This is a genomic window from Streptomyces sp. AN091965, from assembly GCF_022698285.1.
Classification (GTDB): Bacteria; Actinomycetota; Actinomycetes; order Streptomycetales; family Streptomycetaceae; genus Streptomyces.
On the sequence record NZ_JALDMY010000001.1, the window covers coordinates 2928510 to 2948697 of the forward strand.

Annotated in this window: 17 protein-coding genes; 1 reads left to right on the plus strand and 16 read right to left on the minus strand. The window is 71.1% G+C overall.

Translation table 11 applies throughout. The features are described from left to right. Positions 1-68 precede the first annotated feature (68 nt). The 4 genes from MQV74_RS12165 to MQV74_RS12180 all read right to left on the minus strand — a co-directional run bounded on the left by MQV74_RS12165 (position 69) and on the right by MQV74_RS12180 (position 3628). A complete protein-coding gene (locus MQV74_RS12165) occupies positions 69-542 on the minus strand; it encodes a GNAT family N-acetyltransferase (RefSeq protein ID WP_242716858.1) in 474 nt (157 codons plus the stop codon). Then, positions 539-1480 carry an RluA family pseudouridine synthase gene (locus MQV74_RS12170; RefSeq protein ID WP_242716860.1) on the minus strand — a complete coding sequence of 314 codons (942 nt, stop codon included), beginning with the start codon at positions 1478-1480 and terminating at the stop codon, positions 539-541. Before MQV74_RS12170 ends, MQV74_RS12165 begins: the two co-directional genes overlap by 4 nt. 70 nt (positions 1481-1550) lie before the next feature. Next, on the minus strand, positions 1551-2171 hold the full coding sequence (gene lspA / locus MQV74_RS12175; RefSeq protein ID WP_242716862.1) for a signal peptidase II: 621 nt from the start codon (positions 2169-2171) through the stop codon (positions 1551-1553). A gap of 77 nt (positions 2172-2248) precedes the next feature. Next, on the minus strand, positions 2249-3628 hold the full coding sequence (locus MQV74_RS12180) for a TraR/DksA family transcriptional regulator (RefSeq protein WP_242716864.1): 1380 nt from the start codon (positions 3626-3628) through the stop codon (positions 2249-2251). A gap of 598 nt (positions 3629-4226) precedes the next feature. On the opposite strand from MQV74_RS12180, the gene ileS reads away from it, so the two are divergent. Then, positions 4227-7370: an isoleucine--tRNA ligase gene (ileS, locus tag MQV74_RS12185; protein WP_242716866.1), complete on the plus strand. Its 3144-nt coding sequence runs from the start codon at positions 4227-4229 to the stop codon at positions 7368-7370. 196 nt (positions 7371-7566) lie between these two features. Here the strand turns inward: ileS and MQV74_RS12190 are convergent, their stop codons facing one another. The 12 genes from MQV74_RS12190 to MQV74_RS12245 form a co-directional block, all read right to left on the minus strand. Continuing rightward, on the minus strand, positions 7567-8691 hold the full coding sequence (locus tag MQV74_RS12190; RefSeq protein WP_242716868.1) for a DivIVA domain-containing protein: 1125 nt from the start codon (positions 8689-8691) through the stop codon (positions 7567-7569). A 46-nt stretch (positions 8692-8737) separates the two neighbouring features. Next, complete coding sequence (locus MQV74_RS12195) at positions 8738-9022, minus strand: YggT family protein (protein ID WP_030679335.1); 285 nt, start codon at positions 9020-9022, stop codon at positions 8738-8740. Positions 9023-9103: 81 nt separating this feature from the next. Beyond that, positions 9104-9751 carry a cell division protein SepF gene (locus MQV74_RS12200; RefSeq protein WP_138959225.1) on the minus strand — a complete coding sequence of 216 codons (648 nt, stop codon included), beginning with the start codon at positions 9749-9751 and terminating at the stop codon, positions 9104-9106. Positions 9752-9877: 126 nt separating this feature from the next. Beyond that, on the minus strand, positions 9878-10597 hold the full coding sequence (locus MQV74_RS12205; protein ID WP_242716870.1) for a YggS family pyridoxal phosphate-dependent enzyme: 720 nt from the start codon (positions 10595-10597) through the stop codon (positions 9878-9880). A gap of 6 nt (positions 10598-10603) precedes the next feature. Continuing rightward, on the minus strand, positions 10604-11344 hold the full coding sequence (gene pgeF, locus MQV74_RS12210; RefSeq protein ID WP_242716876.1) for a peptidoglycan editing factor PgeF: 741 nt from the start codon (positions 11342-11344) through the stop codon (positions 10604-10606). Beyond that, the gene (gene ftsZ / locus MQV74_RS12215) at positions 11341-12567 is read right to left on the minus strand and encodes a cell division protein FtsZ (protein WP_242716879.1); all 1227 of its coding nucleotides are present in this window, start codon (positions 12565-12567) and stop codon (positions 11341-11343) included. The genes pgeF and ftsZ overlap by 4 nt, the downstream gene beginning before the upstream one ends. Positions 12568-12843: 276 nt before the next feature. Next, positions 12844-13635, minus strand: a complete 792-nt coding sequence (locus MQV74_RS12220; protein ID WP_242716881.1) for a cell division protein FtsQ/DivIB — start codon at positions 13633-13635, stop codon at positions 12844-12846. A 14-nt stretch (positions 13636-13649) separates the two neighbouring features. Continuing rightward, entirely contained in the window at positions 13650-14744 is a 1095-nt protein-coding gene (gene murG, locus MQV74_RS12225; protein ID WP_242716883.1) for an undecaprenyldiphospho-muramoylpentapeptide beta-N-acetylglucosaminyltransferase, read from the minus strand. Between the two features lie 6 nt (positions 14745-14750). Then, positions 14751-16073, minus strand: a complete 1323-nt coding sequence (gene ftsW, locus MQV74_RS12230; RefSeq protein ID WP_242728624.1) for a putative lipid II flippase FtsW — start codon at positions 16071-16073, stop codon at positions 14751-14753. 125 nt (positions 16074-16198) lie between these two features. Continuing rightward, a complete protein-coding gene (gene murD, locus MQV74_RS12235; RefSeq protein ID WP_242716885.1) occupies positions 16199-17701 on the minus strand; it encodes a UDP-N-acetylmuramoyl-L-alanine--D-glutamate ligase in 1503 nt (500 codons plus the stop codon). Continuing rightward, positions 17683-18756, minus strand: a complete 1074-nt coding sequence (mraY, locus tag MQV74_RS12240; RefSeq protein WP_030679360.1) for a phospho-N-acetylmuramoyl-pentapeptide-transferase — start codon at positions 18754-18756, stop codon at positions 17683-17685. Before mraY ends, murD begins: the two co-directional genes overlap by 19 nt. Then, a complete protein-coding gene (locus MQV74_RS12245) occupies positions 18753-20186 on the minus strand; it encodes a UDP-N-acetylmuramoyl-tripeptide--D-alanyl-D-alanine ligase (protein WP_242716887.1) in 1434 nt (477 codons plus the stop codon). Before MQV74_RS12245 ends, mraY begins: the two co-directional genes overlap by 4 nt. Positions 20187-20188 lie beyond the last annotated feature (2 nt).

Here is a 20188-nt window from a genome sequence, read left to right on the forward strand (position 1 = left end):
CAGGACCTCAACCTTGCCACGGAAGGGGGTAAACCGGGCGAATCACCCGCCTGCCCGGCTGCGTCCGGCTAGCGCAGCGCCTTGCGCATGGCGCGGTGCGGGATCCCCGCGTCGGGGAACTCCGGGCCGTACGCCTCGTACCCCAGCCGTTCGTAGAACCCCAGGGCCTGCGTCTGCGCGTGCAGGTCGACGGCGCCGAGCCCGCGCTGGCGGGCGGCGTCCTCGATGGCCCGGACCAGCGCGGCCCCGACCCCGAGCCCGCGCGCGGAGCGCAGCACGGCCAGCCTGCCCAGGGCCCCCACGGTGGCGTCCCCGCCGTTCTTGACGGCCGCGGCCTCGCCCGTGAGGAGCCGGCCGGTGCCGAGCGGCGCCCCGTCCTCGCGGCGCCCCGCGAGGACGTGCACGGCGCCCGTGTCGTACGCGTCGTACTCCAGGTCCTCGGGCACGCCCTGCTCGGCGACGAAGACCTCCTTGCGGACGGCGAAACAGGCGTCCAGGTCCTCCTGGCCGACCGCGACCCGGCAGGTCACCGGGGTGCTCACTGGCTCTCCGCCCGCACCCGGTCGAGGGCCTGCTGGAGGTCGTCGGGGTAGCCGCTCGCGTACTCGACCCACTGGCCGTCCCCGGGGTGCTCGAAGCCGAGCCGCACCGCGTGCAGCCACTGCCGGGTCAGGCCCAGGCGCTTGGCGATCGTCGGGTCCGCGCCGTACGTCAGGTCGCCCACGCACGGGTGGCGGTGGGCGGCCATGTGGACGCGGATCTGGTGGGTGCGGCCCGTCTCCAGCTTGATGTCGAGCAGCGAGGCGGAGCGGAAGGCCTCCATCAGGTCGTAGTGCGTGACCGAGGGCTTGCCCTCGGCGGTGACCGCCCACTTGTAGTCGTGGTTCGGGTGGCGGCCGATGGGGGCGTCGATGGTGCCGCTCATGGGGTCGGGGTGGCCCTGCACCAGCGCGTTGTACCGCTTGTCGACGGTGCGCTCCTTGAACTGGCGCTTCAGCGACGTGTACGCCCGCTCGGACTTGGCGACCACCATCAGGCCGGAGGTGCCCACGTCCAGGCGGTGCACGATGCCCTGGCGCTCGGCGGCGCCGGACGTCGAGATGCGGTACCCCGCCGCCGCGAGGCCGCCGATCACGGTGGTGCCGGTCCAGCCGGGGCTCGGGTGCGCGGCGACGCCGATGGGCTTGACGATCACGACGATGTCCTCGTCGTCGTGCACGATCTCCATGCCGTCGACGGGCTCGGCGACGATCTGCACCGGGGCGGGCGCCTGCGGCATCTCCACCTCCAGCCAGGCGCCGCCGTGCACGCGCTCGGACTTGCCGGCGACCGCGCCGTCGACCAGCACCTTGCCGGCGGCCGCGAGCTCGGCGGCCTTCGTGCGGGAGAACCCGAACATGCGCGAGATGGCGGCGTCGACGCGCTCGCCCTCCAGGCCGTCGGGCACGGGCAGGGTACGGATCTCGGGAATCGTGCTCACCCCACGAGTATGCAGGAGGGGGCGGACACTCCCGTACCGAAGGCCCCGCGCGCGGGGCCTTCGGTACGGGTCAGTCCTTGTGCACGGTCCCGTCCGGGTCGAGCCCGCGGAAGGAGAGCAGCACGATCAGGATGCCGCCGCAGACGATCGCCGAGTCCGCGAGGTTGAACACCGCGAAGCCCTTGGGGGCGATGAAGTCGACGACCGCGCCCTTGAAGACGCCGGGCGAGCGGAAGATCCGGTCGGTCAGGTTGCCGAGCGCGCCGCCGAGCAGCAGGCCGAGCGCGATCGCCCACGGCAGGCTGTAGAGCTTGCGCGCGAGCCGGGCGATGACCACGATCACGCCCGTGGCGATCACCGTGAAGATGATGGTGTACGCCTCGCCCATGCCGAAGGCGGCGCCCGCGTTGCGGATCGCGTTGAAGCGCAGCAGGTCACCGACCACGTCGATCGGCTCGTGGTGCTCCAGTTTGGCGACCACGACCATCTTGCTGACGAGGTCCAGGGCGTACGCGACCAGGGCCACACCGAAGAGCACGGCGATCTTGCGCTTGCCCGTGGGCTTCTGTGCGCCCTCGGCGTCCTGGCCGCCCTCGGCGTCCTGGCCGCCCTCGGCGTCCTGGCCGCCGTCGGCGCCGTGCTCTGCCTCAGGGATGTCCGGCGTACCGATGATGCGCTCCGCCTCTGCCACGTGAATCCCTCAACCTAGGTACCTGACTGGGACGAGGGTACGACACACGCATAAGGCAGCCGGTTTCCAGGCCGCGCTCAGGAGCGCCGCTCCTGCTTCTGCTTGCACTCGACGCACAGGGTCGCGCGCGGGAAGGCCTGCATGCGGGCCTTGCCGATCGGGTTGCCGCAGTTCTCACAGAGCCCGTACGTGCCCGCGTCGAGGCGTTCCAGGGCGCGCTCGGTCTGCTCCAGCATCTCCCGGGCGTTCGCGGCCAGGGCCATCTCGTGCTCACGCGTGATGTTCTTGGTGCCGGTGTCCGCCTGGTCGTCGCCCGCGCCGTCCCCGGAGTCCCGCATCAGCCCCGCCAGGGACGTCTCGGACGCCTCGATCTCGGTGCGCAGCCGCATCGTCTCCGCCATCAGCTCGGTCCGCGCCTCGGCGACCTCGGCCGGGGTCCACGGGTCCTCACCGGGCCGCACCGCGAGCTCGCCCGGCACGGTCGCGGCCCGCGCCTTCGGTACCGTTCCCGCCTTCGTCGCGGCTGCCGCCTGCTGCGTCGCCGTCGCCGTGCCCGGAGTCTTCTTCGCAACCACTGTCGTGGCTCCCGTCGTCTCCGCGGCCTGAGCCGCATCCTCGGCCGCGGGCGCGGCCGTCTTCTTGGCCGAACGTGTGCTGGTCCCTCGGTTCCTCGCCGTGGCCCCCGTCCCCTTCTTGGACGCACCACGACCCCCGCTCACCTCCCTGCCGGGGGCGGCGTCTCCTGCCGCGCCCTCGCCCCCGGCCGCGGCCGCCGCCGTTTCGTGCGGTGCCTGCGGCTGCGCCGCCGCTTTGGCCGACGCCGTCTTCTTGGCCGCGGCCTTCTTGGGAGCCGCCTTCTTGGCCGGGGTCTCCTTGGCGACCGTCTTCTCGGCGACCAGCTCCTTGGCGGCAGCTTTCTTGGTCGCCGCCTTCTTGGCCACGGACTTCTTGGCCACGGTCTCCTTGGTCGCGGTCTCCTTGGCCACGGTCTTCTTCGTCGCGGTCTTCTTGGTCGCGGTCTGCTTCGCCGGTGGTGCCTGCTCGGCACCCGTCTCCTCGGGCGGGGCCTTCGCGGCTGCCTCCTTGCCCGCGGCCTTCTTGGTCGCCGTCTTCTTGGTCGCGGTCTTCTTGGCTGTCGCCTTCTCGGCCGTCGCCCTCGCGGCCGCCGTGGAGGCCGTCTTCGAAGCGGCGGCCTTCTTGGCGGCGGCCTTCTTGGCGGGGGCCTTGGCAGCGGCCGCCTTCCCGGCCGGGGCCCCGGAGGCAGCCGCCTTCTTGGCGGCCGCCTTCGTGGCCGTCTTCTTCGGCCCCTCCCCGGCGGCGCCCGCCGCCTTGCCCGCCCGTACGGTCTTCACGGCGCGGGACGCCTTGCCGCCCCCTTCTCCGGCCGCCCCGCCGGCCCCCGCGGCTGTGGATCTGCTGGACGCCGAATGCTGTACGGCGGTCTTCTTCGCCACCATGGCCGCGGCCCCTTCACATATTGTGATCTTGCACGCGAATCGTGCTGGGACGATAAATCGACTCCAGGCCCGCGGCAACGGGGCACGCCGCCCGATTCGCCCGCCCCACGGGTGCCGCGCGGCGAGCCTTCATGCGTTGTGCCCAGCTCCCCGCCCCGTAATCCGCCGGCCGGGGCGCACCGGGACGCGTGGGCGCGCGTCTCGCCATTCGGGTCAGTACGCCCCTCGCGCCCCGTACCGCCGGGGGCCCGTCGAAATCCGGTGGGCCGCCCCTCCCCGGGCGCCGTACACTGGCTGGAGCGAAAAGCTTGGATGGGGACGAGTAGCGACGTACGCAGCCATGAGCGACCCGGGGACGGTGTGAGCCCGGGGGCGAGCGCGACGTGAAGATCACCCCGGAGCCGCCGGAGGAAAGCCAGGCCCACCGCCGCAGAGGCGGGGCAGAGGCGAGTAGAACCGGCATCGCGACCCCAATGAGGGGGTCGTCAAGAGCGCCACCGGCGCCACGACGGCCAAGGAGGGTGGTACCGCGGGAGCGCAGACAAGGCTCTCGTCCCTCCGACGGAACGGAACGCACGTCCGCCGGAGGAAGCGCGATATGACGCCGCCGCAGTACCGCCAGGTACCCGCCCAGGTCGACCTGCCCGCCCTCGAGCACGCCGTGCTCGACTTCTGGCGCGAGCAGAAGATCTTCGCCAAGAGCCTGGAGCAGTCCGAGGGCCGCCCCGAGTGGGTGTTCTACGAGGGCCCGCCCACCGCCAACGGCATGCCGGGCGCCCACCACATCGAGGCCCGCGTCTTCAAGGACGTCTTCCCGCGCTTCCGCACCATGCGCGGCTACCACGTGGCCCGCAAGGCCGGCTGGGACTGCCACGGCCTGCCCGTCGAGCTGGCGGTCGAGAAGGAGCTCGGCTTCAACGGCAAGAAGGACATCGAGGCGTACGGCATCGCCGAGTTCAACGCCAAGTGCCGCGAGTCCGTGACCCGCCACACCGACGCCTTCGCCGAGCTCACGACCCGCATGGGCTACTGGGTCGACCTGGACGACGCGTACCGCACGATGAACCCGGAGTACGTGGACTCCGTCTGGTGGTCCCTGAAGGAGATCTTCAAGAAGGACCTCCTCGTCCAGGACCACCGCGTCGCCCCCTGGTGCCCCCGCTGCGGCACCGGCCTGTCCGACCACGAGCTGGCGCAGGGCTACGAGACGGTCGTCGACCCGTCCGTCTACGTCCGCTTCCCTCTCACCGGCGGCCCCCTCGCGGGCGAGGCCGCCCTCCTGGTGTGGACGACGACCCCCTGGACCCTGGTGTCCAACACGGCCGTCGCCGCCCACCCGGACGTCACCTACGTGGTGGCCACCGACGGCAAGGAGAAGCTGGTCGTCGCCGAGCCCCTGGTGGAGAAGGCCCTCGGCGAGGGCTGGGAGACCACGGGCCAGAAGTTCACCGGCGCCGAGATGGAGCGCTGGACGTACCAGCGCCCCTTCGACCTGGTGGAGTTCCCGGCCGAGGCCCACTTCGTCGTCAACGCCGACTACGTGACCACGGAGGACGGCACCGGTCTCGTCCACCAGTCCCCCGCCTTCGGTGAGGACGACCTCAAGGTCTGCCGGTCGTACGGCCTGCCCGTCGTGAACCCCGTCCGCCCGGACGGCACCTTCGAGGAGGACGTCCCGCTGGTCGGCGGCGTCTTCTTCAAGAAGGCCGACGAGACGCTCACCCAGGACCTGGACGACCGCGGCCTGCTCTTCAAGCACATCGCGTACGAGCACAGCTACCCCCACTGCTGGCGCTGCCACACCGCTCTCCTGTACTACGCACAGCCGTCCTGGTACATCCGCACCACGAGGGTCAAGGACCGCCTCCTCCAGGAGAACGAGAAGACCAACTGGTTCCCCGAGTCGGTCAAGCACGGCCGCTTCGGCGACTGGCTGACCAACAACGTCGACTGGGCCCTGTCCCGCAACCGCTACTGGGGCACCCCGCTGCCCATCTGGCGCTGCGAGGAGAACCACCTCACCTGCGTCGGCTCGCGCGCGGAGCTCACCGAGCTGACCGGCACCGACCAGACGGACCTGGACCCGCACCGCCCGTTCATCGACGACATCACCTTCACCTGCACCCACGAGGGCTGCTCCCTCGAAGCGGTGCGCGTGCCGGAGGTCATCGACGCCTGGTACGACTCGGGCTCGATGCCCTTCGCACAGTGGGGCTACCCGTACAAGAACAAGGAACTGTTCGAGTCCCGCTACCCGGCGCAGTTCATCAGCGAGGCCATCGACCAGACCCGCGGCTGGTTCTACACGCTGATGGCGGTCGGCACCCTCGTCTTCGACAAGTCGAGCTACGAGAACGTCGTCTGCCTCGGCCACATCCTCGCCGAGGACGGCCGCAAGATGTCCAAGCACCTGGGCAACATCCTCCAGCCGATCCCGCTGATGGACCAGCACGGCGCCGACGCGGTCCGCTGGTTCATGGCCGCGGGCGGCTCCCCCTGGGCGGCCCGCCGCGTGGGCCACGGCACGATCCAGGAGGTCGTCCGCAAGACCCTCCTGACGTACTGGAACACGGTCGCCTTCCAGGCGCTGTACGCCCGTACGTCGAAGTGGGCCCCCTCGGACGCCGACCCGGCGCCCGCCGACCGCCCGCTCCTGGACCGCTGGCTGCTCAGCGAGCTGCACGCGCTCACCGACCAGGTGACGCAGGCCCTGGACGCCTACGACACCCAGCGCGCGGGCAAGCTCCTGTCGGCCTTCGTCGACAACCTCTCCAACTGGTACGTGCGCCGCTCGCGCCGCCGCTTCTGGCAGGGCGACAAGGCGGCGCTGCGCACCCTGCACGAGGTCGTCGAGACGGTCACGCGCCTGCTGGCCCCGCTGACGCCGTTCATCACCGAGCGCGTCTGGCAGGACCTGATCGTGCCCGTCACCCCGGACGCCCCGGAGTCGGTGCACCTGTCCACCTGGCCGGAGGCCGACCTGTCGGCCGTCGACCCGGAGCTCTCGCGGCAGATGGTCCTGGTCCGGCGCCTGGTGGAGCTCGGCCGCGCCTCGCGCGCGGAGTCGGGCGTCAAGACCCGCCAGCCGCTGTCCCGCGCCCTGGTCGCCGCCTCCGGATTCGAGACGCTGGGCGAGGAGCTGCGCGCCCAGATCACCGAAGAGCTGAACGTGTCCTCCCTCGCCTCCCTCTCCGAAGTCGGCGGCTCCCTGGTCGACACCACCGCGAAGGCCAACTTCCGCGCCCTCGGCAAGCGGTTCGGCAAGGGCGTCCAGGCGGTGGCCAAGGCCGTCGCCGAAGCCGACGCGGCCGCGCTGTCCCTCGCCCTGCGCGAGGGCACCGCGTCCGTCGAGGTCGACGGCGAGACCGTGACGCTCGCCCCGGACGAGGTCATCATCACCGAAACCCCGCGCGAGGGCTGGTCGGTGGCGTCCGACTCCGGCGCCACCGTCGCCCTCGACCTGGAGCTCACGGACGAGCTGCGCCGGGCGGGCCTCGCGCGCGACGCGATCCGGCTGATCCAGGAGGCCCGCAAGAACAGCGGCCTGGACGTCGCGGACCGCATCGCGCTGCGCTGGACGTCCGCGGACGAGGCCACGGTGACGGCCCTCACGGACCACGCCGCCCTCATCGCCGACGAGGTCCTGGCCACGGACTTCGCCTCCGGCGACGCGGACGACAGCTACGGCGAGCCGTTCAAGGACGACTCCCTGAACCTGACGTTCCGCCTCCGCAAGGCGTAACCCGGGCAACCCCGAAGGCCCGGCCCCACCAAGCAGCTTGGTGGGGCCGGGCCTTCGTCATGTCGTACGCGTCGCCGTGGGTCCGGCGGGTACCGGTCAGCGCACACCCGGCAGGGCGCGCAAAAGGGCGGAGCCCCCGGGGAATCCGGGGGCTCCGCCCTGAACGCTGCCGACGCCTATGGCGTGGTGTCGCCCGTCAGTTGTCGTCCTCGTCGATGAGGAAGCCGCGCATCGGGGACGGAGCCTGCTGCATCGGCGGCTGGCCCTGCGGCCGCACCGGCGCCATCGGCTGCGTCATCGCGGGCGACATCTGCTGCTGGCCGCCGTACGACGGACCGCCCGCGGGCTGGTTGCCGCCCATCGACTGGTTGCCGCCGTAGGACGGGGCACCCGCGCCGGCCGGAGCCATCGAAGGCGCCGGGGACGGCGGCAGCGAGGCGGTCGCCGGAGTGCGCGGCGGGGCGAGCGAGTCGTCGGCCTGGGTCTCCAGCTGACGCAGCTGCGACTCCAGGTAGGACTTCAGCCGCGTGCGGTACTCGCGCTCGAAGCCGCGCAGGTCCTCGACCTTGCGCTCCAGGGTGGCGCGGGCGGACTCCAGGGAGCCCATCGCGACCCGGTGCTTCTCCTGCGCGTCCCGCTCCAGGGCGTCGGCCTTGGCACGGGCGTCCCGCTCCAGGCCCTCGGCGCGCGAACGGGCCTCGCCCACGATCTTGTTGGCCTCGGAACGGGCCTCGGCGATCGCCTGGTCGGCGGTCTGCTGCGCGAGCGAGAGCACACGGGCGGCGCTGTCGCCGCCGGGGCCCTGGCCGGGCTGCGGCATCTGCGGGCCGTGGCCGCCCATGGGACCGCCCATGGGGCCACCCATCTGACCCTGACCCATCGGCCCCTGCCCCATCGGACCCTGGCCCATCGGGCCGGGACCCTGCGGACCACCCTGCGGGCCGTGCCCACTGGGGCCTGCGGGCAGCTGCGGCGCACCGCCGGGCAGCTGCGGCGGGCCGCCCATCGGGCCGCCCATCTGCTGCTGCGGCGGAACCGGCTGCGGACCAGATATTGCGGCGGGCACGGGCGCGCCGGGACCTCGCTGGTCCTGGGGGCCGCCCTCGGGGCCCTTGCGCATGTTGCCCTGCTGCTGGTTCTGCGCGGCCGCGCGCGTGGCGGCGGCCAGCTTGGCGCGCAGGTCCTCGTTCTCGCGGAGCAAGCGCGTCAGTTCGGCTTCGACCTCATCGAGGAAGGCATCGACCTCGTCCTCGTCATAGCCTTCTCGGAGGCGGACGGTCGTGAACTGCTTGTTCCGCACGTCCTCGGGGGTCAACGGCATCTCTTCACCTCAACGTAGTCGTCGGCATTCGGCAAGACCGTATCGTTCACAGCTGACTCACGACGGTGATCAGGATGTAGACGATGATCATCAGTACGAAGAAGGACAGGTCGAGCGCCACGCCGCCGAGACGTAGCGGCGGAATGAACCGCCGCAGAAGCTTGAGCGGTGGATCGGTGACAGTGTAGGTGGCCTCCAGAACGACCACCATCGCCTTGCCGGGTTGCCATGAGCGGGCGAACTGGAAGACGTAGTCCATGACCAGCCGGAAGATCAGCACGATGAGGAAACACATCAGCGCGATGTAGATCACTTGCAAGACCACGCCCATGTCCGCGTTTCCCTCTCCCCTGCTTCTGGTCGCATCCGCGCTGAATCGGTCCGGTACTGCTGCTGTCTACTGCACTGCGTCTCAGCTCTGGTTGAAGAACCCGCCCTCTGCGATACGGGCCTTGTCCTCCGCCGTGACATCGACGTTAGCAGGCGACAACAGGAACACCTTCTGCGTCACTCGCTCGATACTGCCATGCAGACCGAAGACCAGACCGGCGGCAAAGTCGACAAGTCGCTTCGCGTCGGTGTCGTCCATCTCCGTCAAGTTCATGATCACCGGGGTGCCTTCGCGGAAGTGTTCCCCGATGGTACGGGCTTCGTTGTAGGTCCGGGGGTGAAGCGTGGTGATGCGGTAGGGCTCACGCTCGGACACGACCTTGGGCATGATCACCGGTGCGTTCTTCTCCAGGCTCTGACGTTCAGGTGTGATAGATGCCACGGGGGCGATTCGCGCCGGTCGTCCCGATTCGGCGGCAAGCGAAGCGGGTCGCGGCGCCGGGTCGCGCTGTGCCGGTGGCTGCACCACTCGTACCGATTCGTCCCGTTCCAAGTCCCGGTCCGCGAGGTGGGACTGGTGCGACTGGTGCGGTGGTTCGTGCCGCCGGCGGTCGCGCTCGGGCTCCGGCTCGGGCTCGAAATCGTCATCGGGGTCGAAGCCCCGGCCGTCGTAACCGTCGTCCTCCACGAGGCCGAGGTAGACCGCCATCTTGCGCATCGCGCCGGCCATGCTCTGAGTCCTCCGCTCTGTGGTGGATCGAGAGGGTCGTCACCAACTGCCCGCGATCCACGAGTCATCCCCGCTCAGCGGTGGGAATGACCATATTTTCTGCTGTGGTCCGACTTCCTGGCGACGTTACCCGAGCCCGCGTCGGACTCCGAGTACCGCTGTCCCGACGCGCACATGTGTCGCACCGGCCGCAACGGCCTGTTCGAGGTCCGCACTCATACCTGCCGACACCATGTTCGCAGCCGGATGGGCCACGCGCAGGGCAGTCGACAAAACCATCAGCCGCTCGAACGCCGCCTGTTGCCGTCCCGCGTACTCCCCGGTGAGCGGCGCGACCGTCATCAGACCGTCGAGCCGGAGCCCGGGGGCGTCGGCCACGAGACCGGCCAACTCTTCGATTCCACCGGGGCCGACGCCTCCCCGCTCCCCGCGGCCGCTCTCCCCGGCGTCGAGGGCGACCTGGAGCAGGCAGCCCACCTCCCGCTCGGCGCGCACGGCCGCGGCCGAGAGCGCGGTGACGAGCTTCGGCCGGTCCACCGACTGCACCACGTCCGCGTAACCGACCACGGAACGCACCTTGTTGGTCTGCAGCTGGCCGACGAAGTGCCAGTCCAGCGGGAGGTCCGCGCAGGCGGCGGCCTTGGGCGCCGCGTCCTGGTCGCGGTTCTCGGCGACGTGACGGACGCCGAGCCCGGCGAGCGCGCGTACGTCGCTCGCGGGGTAGGTCTTGGTGACCACGATGAGGGTCACCTCTTCACGCTTGCGCCCGGCGGCCGCGCAGGCCGCCTCGATGCGCTCTTCCACATGCGCCAGATTTGTGGCGAGTTCCGACTTACGGTCCGTCATGCCCCATCAGTCCAGCCAGACATAGCCCGCGAGCCGACCGGTGACGCGGTCGCGGCGGTACGAGAAGTGGTCTCCCGACTCCAGCGTGCACACCGGCGACTGCTCCCGGTCGCGCACCCCGAGCCGTTCGAGTTGGGCGTGCACTCCGGCGGTCACGTCGACCGCGGGTGTGCCCCAGCTCGTGACGGCGTGCGCCGCGGGTTCCACGGCGGCGACGTCGGCGCGCATGTCCGCGGGCACTTCGTAACAGCGGCCGCAGACCGCGGGCCCGGTGCGGGCCACGATCCGGCCGGGCTCCGCGCCGAGGGCCACCATGGCCTGGACGGCCGCGGGCACCACTCCGGCGATCATGCCGGGACGGCCCGCGTGCGCCGCGGCGGCGACGCCCGCCACCGGGTCGGCGAGGAGTACGGGGGTGCAGTCGGCGGTCAGCACGGCGAGGGCGAGGCCCCGCTCGGCGGTGACGACGGCGTCGACCGCCGGAATCTCCTGGTCCGCGGGCCAGGGCCCGTCGACCACGGCGACGTCCCGGCCGTGCACCTGGTTCATCCAGACCACCCGTCCCTGGTCGATGCCCAGGGACTTGGCGGCCAGTTCGCGGTTCCGCAGAACGGCGTCGGGGTCGTCGCCGACCGCTCCGCCGAGGTTGAGCTCCGCGTACGGAACGGCGCTCACTCCGCCCCACCGGTCGGTGAAGGCGAAGTGCGCGCCGCTCGCAGTGCTCGTTCCGGAGCGCTTGCCTATCACTTCAGGAAGTCCGGCACGTCCAGCTCTTCGGCCTGGCTGTCCTGGTGCAGACGGGTCGGCGGGACCTGCGGGGGCGTCGCCGACGTCGCGGGCGCCTCGTTCACCGGAGCCGGTTCGACGGGCTCCGGGGCCGGGGGCTCCTCGCGCGGCGTGACGCTGCCGAGGCCGCCGAAGGCCGGTCCCGGACGGGAGGATTCGACGGGACGGCTCGTGGGAGCGGGCTCCTCGCGCTTGCTGGAGGTCGATCCCAGGACGTTGTCCCGCTTGGCGGGCGGCTGTCCGCCGTCGAACCCGGCGGCGATGACGGTGACCCGGACCTCGTCGCCGAGCGCGTCGTCGATGACCGCGCCGAAGATGATGTTGGCCTCCGGGTGGGCGGCCTCGCTGACCAGCTGGGCCGCCTCGTTGATCTCGAACAGGCCGAGGTCGGAGCCGCCGGAGATGGAGAGCAGCACCCCGCGGGCACCGTCGATGGAGGCTTCCAGGAGCGGCGAGGAGATCGCCATCTCGGCGGCGGCCACCGCGCGGTCGTCGCCGCGGGCCGAGCCGATGCCCATGAGTGCCGAACCGGCCTCGGACATGACCGACTTGACGTCGGCGAAGTCGAGGTTGATCAGGCCGGGAGTGGTGATGAGGTCGGTGATGCCCTGAACGCCGGAGAGCAGGACCTGGTCGGCCGACTTGAAGGCGTCGAGCACGCTGACCTGGCGGTCCGAGATGGAGAGCAGCCGGTCGTTCGGGATGACGATGAGGGTGTCGACCTCTTCGCGGAGCTCGGCGATGCCGTCCTCCGCCTGGTTGGCGCGACGGCGGCCCTCGAAGGTGAACGGCCGGGTGACCACACCGATCGTCAGGGCGCCGAGGGAGCGCGCGATGTTGGCGACCACGGGCGCGCCGCCCGTGCCGGTGCCGCCGCCCTCACCGGCCGTGACGAAGACCATGTCGGCCCCCTTGAGGACCTCCTCGATCTCCTCGCGGTGGTCCTCGGCGGCCTTGCGGCCGACGGCCGGGTTGGCGCCGGCGCCGAGTCCGCGGGTGAGTTCACGGCCGACGTCGAGCTTGACGTCGGCGTCGCTCATCAACAGGGCTTGCGCGTCGGTGTTGATGGCGATGAACTCGACGCCCTTGAGACCGACCTCGATCATCCGGTTGATGGCATTGACACCACCGCCGCCGACACCGATGACTTTGATGACTGCGAGGTAGTTCTGCGGTGCTGCCACGTCGAAGGCCTCTCGCCTCGAGTTACGTGTCGTCGTACCGCACTGCCGCGATACGCCGACTGATGCCGAATGGGACGGTCCGAATCGCCGACCCGAACCCTAACGCTGAAGTTTAGGGTTACCAGTGTGTCTGTTCCCTGGACTCTTCCGAACAGGACACTAAGTCGACAAGTGGCGCGCGTTCAACGAACACGCCGAACCTCCCGTTTTTCTTTTCACCCTATGTGATCAGGCGTAGCAATGCCCATCCAGGGTGCTGGCCTGCGCTGATGTACGTCAACTCGCCGATGACGCGGGGGCGGTGGGGACCGTCACGTCGAAGTGCCGCGCCTTGGGGACGGCTTTCATCAGGGCGCTCAGGGCTTCGGCCTTCATACGCCCGTTCTCGCTGCTCCCCCAGGCGACGGTGCGCCCGTCCGCCAACTCCAGCGAGATGGAGTCGTACGAGCGGACCTTGACGGTGGCGGTCTCCCCGGCCACGGCGCCGGGCAGGTCCGTGACCACCCGGACCGCCTCCCGGCGCAGCCGGTCGGGGCCGAAGCGGCGCAGGCTGGCCGCCGCGTCGCCGGACTGATGCGGTGTCAGGGCCAGCCGGGGGGTGTTCTTGGGAGCCTTGTCGACCGTGGCGAAGCGCACACCCTTGGCGTCCACTTCGACGAACTTTCCACCCTTTTCAATGAGCAGGGCGGCGGTGCGCTCGGTCACCTTCAGGGTGATTCCGTGGGGCCAGGAGCGGATGACGTCAACCGAGTCAATCCGGGGCAATTCTCTGCGCAGCCGCTCCTCGACGGCGTCGGAGTCGACCGAAATCAGCGGTCCGCCGGTGCCGATCCCGGCCACCTCGCGCACCTGGTCCGGCCGAAGGACCACCGTCCCGGTCGCCGTGACCCGCTCCACGCGCAGCCAGGGCGAGGCGTAGAGCACCCAGACCGCGGCCCCGCCGAGAACGCACAGCAGGGCCGCGAGCAGGATCAGGGTGCGCGACCTCGGCAGCCGGGGGCGGCGCGAGCGGGGGCGGGGCGGGCCGGACTTGGGCCCCTGCCGTTCGGCGGTCTTCTGTCCGGCCACTCTCCCCTGCCTTCTCACGCGCTGCGGCGTGACGCAATCGCCTCGTGCACCATGCCGACGAGGAGGTCGTCGGCGTCCCTGCGGCCGAACTCCGAGGCGGCGCGGGACATCTCGTACAGGCGGTGCGGGTCGGCGAGCACGGGGAGCACCTGGGACTGGACCCATTCGGGCGTCAGTTCCGCGTCGTCGACCAGCAGTCCGCCGCCCGCCTTGACCACCGGCTGGGCGTTGAGCCGCTGTTCGCCGTTGCCGATGGGCAGCGGGACGTAGGCGGCCGGGAGCCCGACGGCGGAGAGTTCGGCGACGGTCATCGCGCCCGCGCGGCAGAGCATCATGTCCGCCGCCGCGTACGCGAGGTCCATCCGGTCCACGTACGGTACCGGGATGTACGGCGGCATTCCGGGCATGTTCTCGACGTACGGCAATTCGTTCTTCGGGCCGACGGCGTGCAGGATCTGGATGCCCGCGCGCTGCAGGACCGGGGCGACCTGCTGGATGACCTCGTTCAGCCGGCGGGCGCCCTGGGAGCCGCCGGAGACGAGCAGGGTGGGCAGGTTCGGGTCCAGGCCGAAGGTGTCACGGGCCTCCGGGCGCACCTTCGCGCGGTCCAGCATGGCGATGGCGCGGCGCAGCGGGATGCCGATGTAGCGCGAGCCGCGCAGCTTGCTGTCGGGCGTGGAGACCGCGACGGCCGCCGCGTACCGGGAGCCGATCTTGTTGGCGAGGCCGGGGCGCGCGTTGGCCTCGTGCACCACGATCGGCACGCCGCGGCGCTTGGCCGCGAGGTAGCCGGGCAGCGCCACGTAGCCGCCGAAGCCGACGACGCAGTCCGCCTTGGTGCGCTCCAGGATCTGCTCGGCCGCCTTGATGGTGCCGCGCAGCCGCCCGGGCACCGTGATCAGCTCAGGTGTGGGCTTGCGCGGCAGGGGGACGGCGGGGATCAGGGCGAGTTCGTAACCGCGCTCGGGTACGAGTCGGGTCTCGAGGCCGCGCTCCGTGCCGAGGGCCGTGATGCCCACGGTCGGGTCCTGCCTGCGCAGGGCGTCTGCGAGGGCAAGCGCGGGCTCGATGTGGCCGGCGGTCCCCCCGCCGGCGAGTACGACATGCACCGAAATTCACCGCTCTCCGGACGAACGCGCCTTGACGCGCCGTCGCATCGTGTTCCATCTCACCCGAGGTTGCCGCATGGCCAGGGCCGCCTTCGCCGCGGGGTCCTGTCGCGCGAAGGCGATGAGGAGTCCGACGGCGAACATGGTCGGCAGCAGGGCTGAGCCTCCGTAGGAGAACAGCGGGAGCGGGACACCGGCGATCGGCAGCAGGCCGAGCACCGCACCGACGTTGACCACGGCCTGGGCCGTGATCCAGGTGGTCACACCTCCCGCGGCGTACCTCACGAAGGGGTCCTCCGTGCGTCCGGCCACGCGGATACCCGCATAGCCTAGAGCCGCGAACAGGGCGAGCACCGACAGTGTCCCCGCGAGACCGAGTTCCTCGCCGGTGATGGCGAAGATGAAGTCGGTGTGCGGTTCGGGTAGTTGACCCCATTTTTCCACACTCGCGCCCAGTCCGGAACCGAAGAACCCACCCGAGGCGAGGGCGTAGATGCCGTGCACGGCCTGCCAGCAGGAGTCGCCGGGGCCCGGCTCGGTCGCGCCGATGCACTGCAGGCGCGCCATGCGGTTGGGGCTCGTCTTGATGAGGATCACACCGAGGACGGCCGCGATGCTCAGCACGCCCGCGAAGAGCCGCGTGGGCGCCCCGGCAAGCCAGAGCAGGCCGAAGAGGATCGCGGTGAGGATGATCGCCGTGCCCATGTCGCCGCCCAGCATGATCAGGCCGAGCAGCATGAAGGTAACGGGCACGAGCGGCACCAGCATGTGCTTCCACTGCGTGAGCAGCCGCTTGTCCTGTTTGCGTGCCAGCAGGTCGGCGCCCCACAGGACCAGGGCGAGCTTGCCGAACTCGCTGGGCTGGAGCTGGAACGGACCGCCCAAATAGATCCAGTTCTGATTGCCGTTGACGCTGCGCCCTATCCCGGGGATCTGGACGAGGACCATCAGGAAGACGGACCCCGCGAGGATCGGGTAGGACAGCGCCCGGTGCAGCTTGAGCGGCATCCGCATGGCGACGAGCAGCAGCGCGCTGCCGAGCACCGCGGCGACGAACTGCTTGCGGAAGAAGTACGAGGCGGGCAGGTTCAGCTGCAGCGCCTGGATCATCGACGCCGAGTAGACCATCACCAGGCCGAGGGCGGTGATCAGCAGGGCGGCGCCGAGGATCAGGTAGTACGCGGTCAGCGGCCGGTCCCAGGCCCGCCGGGCCCGGACGTAGAGCCGTCGCACGGGGCTCTCGCGCGGCACCGGGGTGCTGCGCGGGCGGGCCGGGCGCTTCGGCGTCCGCGGGGCCCGGGGCGTGCGGACCGGGGCGCGCCCGGCCATCAGCGCCGCCCCCGACCGGCGCGCGGCCGTACCCGAGAACGCCCCCACACCCACAACGCCGACGCTTTCACGTGCCCTCCTCACGGTGCCGGGTGCCTGACGACGGCACCCGTCCCGGGTCCGTGTCAGGCGCTCGCGCCGAGTTCGCGAACCGCTTCCGCGAACGCGTCACCACGCTTGTTGTAGTTGGTGAACATGTCCATCGACGCACAGGCCGGGGCCATCAGGACGGTGTCCCCCGGCGCTGCGAGCCGTGCCGCCTGGCGTACCGCCTCGGCCATCGCCCCAGTGTCGGTCCGGTCGAGGTCGACGACCGGCACCTGTGGCGCGTGTCGCGCGAGGGCTTCCCTGATCAGGGCGCGGTCGGCGCCGATCAGGACGGCCCCGCGCAGCCGCTTCGCCGAGGCGGCGACCAGCTCGTCGAAGGTCGCGCCCTTGGCGAGGCCGCCCGCGATCCACACGATCGACTCGTACGCCGCCAACGAGGCCTGGGCCGCGTGGGTGTTGGTGGCCTTGGAGTCGTCGACGTAGGCGACCCCGGCCACGTCGGCGACGTGTTCGATGCGGTGGGCGTCCGGGTGGAAGGCCCGCAGGCCGTCGCGGACCGCCTGCGGGGCCACGCCGAAGGCGCGCGCGAGGGCGGCCGCCGCGAGGGCGTTGGCGATGTTGTGCGGGGCCGGAGGCCGGACGTCGGAGACCTCGGCGAGCTCCTGGGCCTGCTTCTGGCGGTCCGGTACGAAGGCACGGTCGACCAGGATGCCCTCCACGACGCCGAGTTGCGAGGGGGCGGGCGCGGCCAGCGTGAAGCCGATGGCGCGGCAGCCCTCCTCGACGTCGGCCTCGCGGACCAGGTCCTCGGTGGACGGCTTGGCGGTGGCGTCGGCGTTGTAGACGCACGCGACCTGGTTGCCTTCGTAGATCCGGCCCTTGTCGGCGGCGTACGCCTCCATGGAGCCGTGCCAGTCGAGGTGGTCCGGCGCGAGGTTCAGCACGGCGGCGGAGTGCGCGCGCAGGGAGGGCGCCCAGTGCAGCTGATAGCTGGACAGCTCGACGGCCAGGACGTCGTAGGCGTTGTCGTCCTCGCGTCGCTCACCACCGGTCCCGGCCGCCCGTGCTTCGCGCGCCGCCCTGTCCTCCAGGACGACGTCGACGATGGGCGTGCCGATGTTGCCGACGGCCGCGGTGCGCAGGCCGCCGGCGCGCAGGATCGACGCCAGCATCTGCGTGGTCGTGGTCTTGCCGTTGGTGCCGGTGACGGCCAGCCAGGGGGCGGCGCCGGGGCCGCGCAGGCGCCAGGCGACCTCCACGTCGCCGATGACGTCGACGCCCGCCGCGGCGGCGGCCGCGAACAGCGGGCTGTCCGGCTTCCAGCCCGGCGAGGTGACGACGAGGCCGGTGCCCTCGGGCAGCGTCTCCGCGTCCCCGAGGCGCACGGCGACGCCCGCCTCGGCGAGCTCCGCGGCCCGCGCCTGGAGCGCCGGGCCCGAGCCGCCGTCCACGACGGTCACCGCGGCGCCGAGGCCCGCGAGGGCGCGCGCGACGCTGACGCCGCTGACGCCGAGCCCGGCGACGGTGACGCGCAGACCCTTCCAGGAGTCCTGCGAGGCGCTCACTTCTTGGCTGCCCATCCGGCGTAGAAGAGGCCGAGTCCGACGATGACGCACATGCCCTGGATGATCCAGAAGCGGACCACGACCAGGACTTCGGACCAGCCCTTGAGTTCGAAGTGGTGTTGCAGTGGCGCCATCCGGAAGACCCGCTTACCGGTCAGTCGGAAGGAGCCGACCTGGATGACCACCGACATGGTGATGAGGACGAAGAGGCCGCCGAGGAGCGCGAGCAGCATCTCCGTGCGCGAGCAGATGGCGAGGCCCGCGAGGGCGCCGCCGAGCGCGAGGGAGCCGGTGTCGCCCATGAAGATCTTGGCGGGCGAGGTGTTCCACCACAGGAAGCCGAAGCAGGCGCCCATCAGCGCGGACGCCACGACGGCCAGGTCCAGCGGGTCTCTGACCTCGAAACAGGCGGCCGGGTTGGTGAGGTCCTGGGCGTTGGCGCAGGACTCCTGGAACTGCCAGACACCGATGAACGTGTACGCGCCGAAGACCATCACGGAGGCGCCGGTGGCGAGGCCGTCGAGGCCGTCGGTGAGGTTCACGCCGTTCGACATCGCCAGGATCATGAACAGCGCCCAGACGACGAACAGGACCGGGCCGATCGACCAGCCGAAGTCCTCCACGAAGGACAGCTTCGTGGACGCCGGGGTCTGGCCCCGGCCGTCGGCGAACTGCAGCGAGATCACGGCGAAGGCGATGCCGACGATCAGCTGTCCGGCCATCTTCGCCTTGGCGCGCAGACCGAGCGAGCGCCGCTTGACGATCTTGATGTAGTCGTCGAGGAAGCCGACCAGGCCCATGCCCGCCATCAGGCCGAGCACGAGCAGACCCGAGATGGTCGGCTCGGCACCCGTGATGATCTTGCTCAGGAAGTACGCGATGAGGGTCGCCAGGATGAAGGCGATGCCACCCATGGTCGGCGTACCGCGCTTGCTGTGGTGCTCGCGCGGGCCGTCGTCGCGGATGTACTGGCCATAGCCCTTGCGTGCCAGGAGCTTGATCAGCAGGGGCGTCCCGACCAGGGTCAGGAAGAGCCCGATCACACCCGCGAAGAGAACTTGCTTCATCATCGGGCGTCAACTCCGCCCGTCGCGGTGGCGGCGGCGGTGTCCGCCACGAGCGCCTGCGCGACGCTCTCGAGGCCCACCGATCTGGACGCCTTCACCAGCACGACGTCTCCTGGGCGCAGCTCGCTGCGCAGCAGGTCGATCGCCGCCTGTGCGTCGGACACGTGCACCGACTCCTCACCCCACGAACCCTCGTTGTATGCGCCCAGTTGGAGCCAGGACGCTTCCCTGCCCCCGACTGCCACGAGCTTGTTCACGTTCAGCCGGACGGCAAGGCGTCCGACCGCGTCGTGCTCGGCGAGCCCCTCGTCCCCGAGCTCGGCCATCGGGCCGAGCACCGCCCACGTGCGACCGCCCTTGGCCTGTGCGGCCTTGCCCATGGCGACCAGCGCACGCAAGGCGGCGCGCATGGACTCGGGGTTCGCGTTGTAGGCGTCGTTGACGACCGTCACGCCGTCCGGGCGCTCGGTGACCTCCATACGCCAGCGGGACAGCGTGCCCGCCTCGGAGAGCGCGAGGGCGATCTCGTCCACGGACATGCCAAGGTCATGGGCGACGGCGGCCGCGGCGAGCGCGTTCGACACGTGGTGCTCACCGTACAGGCGCAGTCGCACGTCGCTGCACCCGGAGGGTGTGTGCAGCGTGAAGGCCGGCTGTCCGTTCTCCATGAGCCGGACATTCTCGGCGCGTACGTCGGCGTCGTCGGACTCTCCGAAGAGCAGCACGCGCGCCTGCGTGCGCGAGGCCATCGCGCGCACCAGCGGGTCGTCGGCGTTGAGGATCGCGGTGCCGTCCGCCGGGAGGCTCTCGACCAGCTCGCCCTTTGCTTCCGCGATCTGCTCGCGGCCGCCGAACTCGCCGATGTGGGCGGTGCCGACGTTCAGGACGAGGCCGACCCGCGGCGGGGTGAGGCCGGTCAGGTACCGGATGTGGCCCTTGCCGCGCGCACCCATCTCCAGGACCAGGAACCTGGTCTCCTCGGTGGCGGACAGGGCGGTCAGCGGAAGGCCGATCTCGTTGTTGAACGAGCCGGGCGTCCACACCGTCGGCGCCGCGCGCTGGAGCACCTGCGCGATCAGGTCCTTGGTGCTGGTCTTGCCCGCCGAGCCGGTCAGGGCCACGAGGGTGGCGCCGAGCCGGGCGACGACGTGCCGCGCGAGCGCGCCGAGCGCCGCCTGTACATCGTCGACGACGACGGCGGGCACGCCGACCGGGCGCTGCGCGAGGACGGCCACGGCGCCCGCCGCGACGACCTGCGCGGCGTAGTCGTGGCCGTCGACGCGCTCACCGGCGAACGCGACGAACAGGCCGCCGGGCTCCACCTCACGGGAGTCCCGGACGACCGGCGCGGTGACCCGGACCGACGGATCCGGTATGTCGTACGTCTGCCCGCCGACGACGGTGGCGATCTCGGCGAGGGAGAGGGCGATCACAA

What these genes read in the sequence shown, in the direction of transcription:
- MQV74_RS12180 (WP_242716864.1), bottom strand. Translation starts at nt 3,628, where the DNA reads ATGGTGGCGAAGAAGACCGCCGTACAGCATTCGGCGTCCAGCAGATCC.
- ileS (WP_242716866.1), top strand. Translation starts at nt 4,227, where the DNA reads ATGACGCCGCCGCAGTACCGCCAGGTACCCGCCCAGGTCGACCTGCCC.
- MQV74_RS12190 (WP_242716868.1), bottom strand. Translation starts at nt 8,691, where the DNA reads ATGCCGTTGACCCCCGAGGACGTGCGGAACAAGCAGTTCACGACCGTC.
- MQV74_RS12195 (WP_030679335.1), bottom strand. Translation starts at nt 9,022, where the DNA reads ATGGGCGTGGTCTTGCAAGTGATCTACATCGCGCTGATGTGTTTCCTC.
- MQV74_RS12200 (WP_138959225.1), bottom strand. Translation starts at nt 9,751, where the DNA reads ATGGCCGGCGCGATGCGCAAGATGGCGGTCTACCTCGGCCTCGTGGAG.
- MQV74_RS12205 (WP_242716870.1), bottom strand. Translation starts at nt 10,597, where the DNA reads ATGACGGACCGTAAGTCGGAACTCGCCACAAATCTGGCGCATGTGGAA.
- ftsW (WP_242728624.1), bottom strand. Translation starts at nt 16,073, where the DNA reads ATGGCCGGGCGCGCCCCGGTCCGCACGCCCCGGGCCCCGCGGACGCCG.
- murD (WP_242716885.1), bottom strand. Translation starts at nt 17,701, where the DNA reads ATGGGCAGCCAAGAAGTGAGCGCCTCGCAGGACTCCTGGAAGGGTCTG.
- mraY (WP_030679360.1), bottom strand. Translation starts at nt 18,756, where the DNA reads ATGATGAAGCAAGTTCTCTTCGCGGGTGTGATCGGGCTCTTCCTGACC.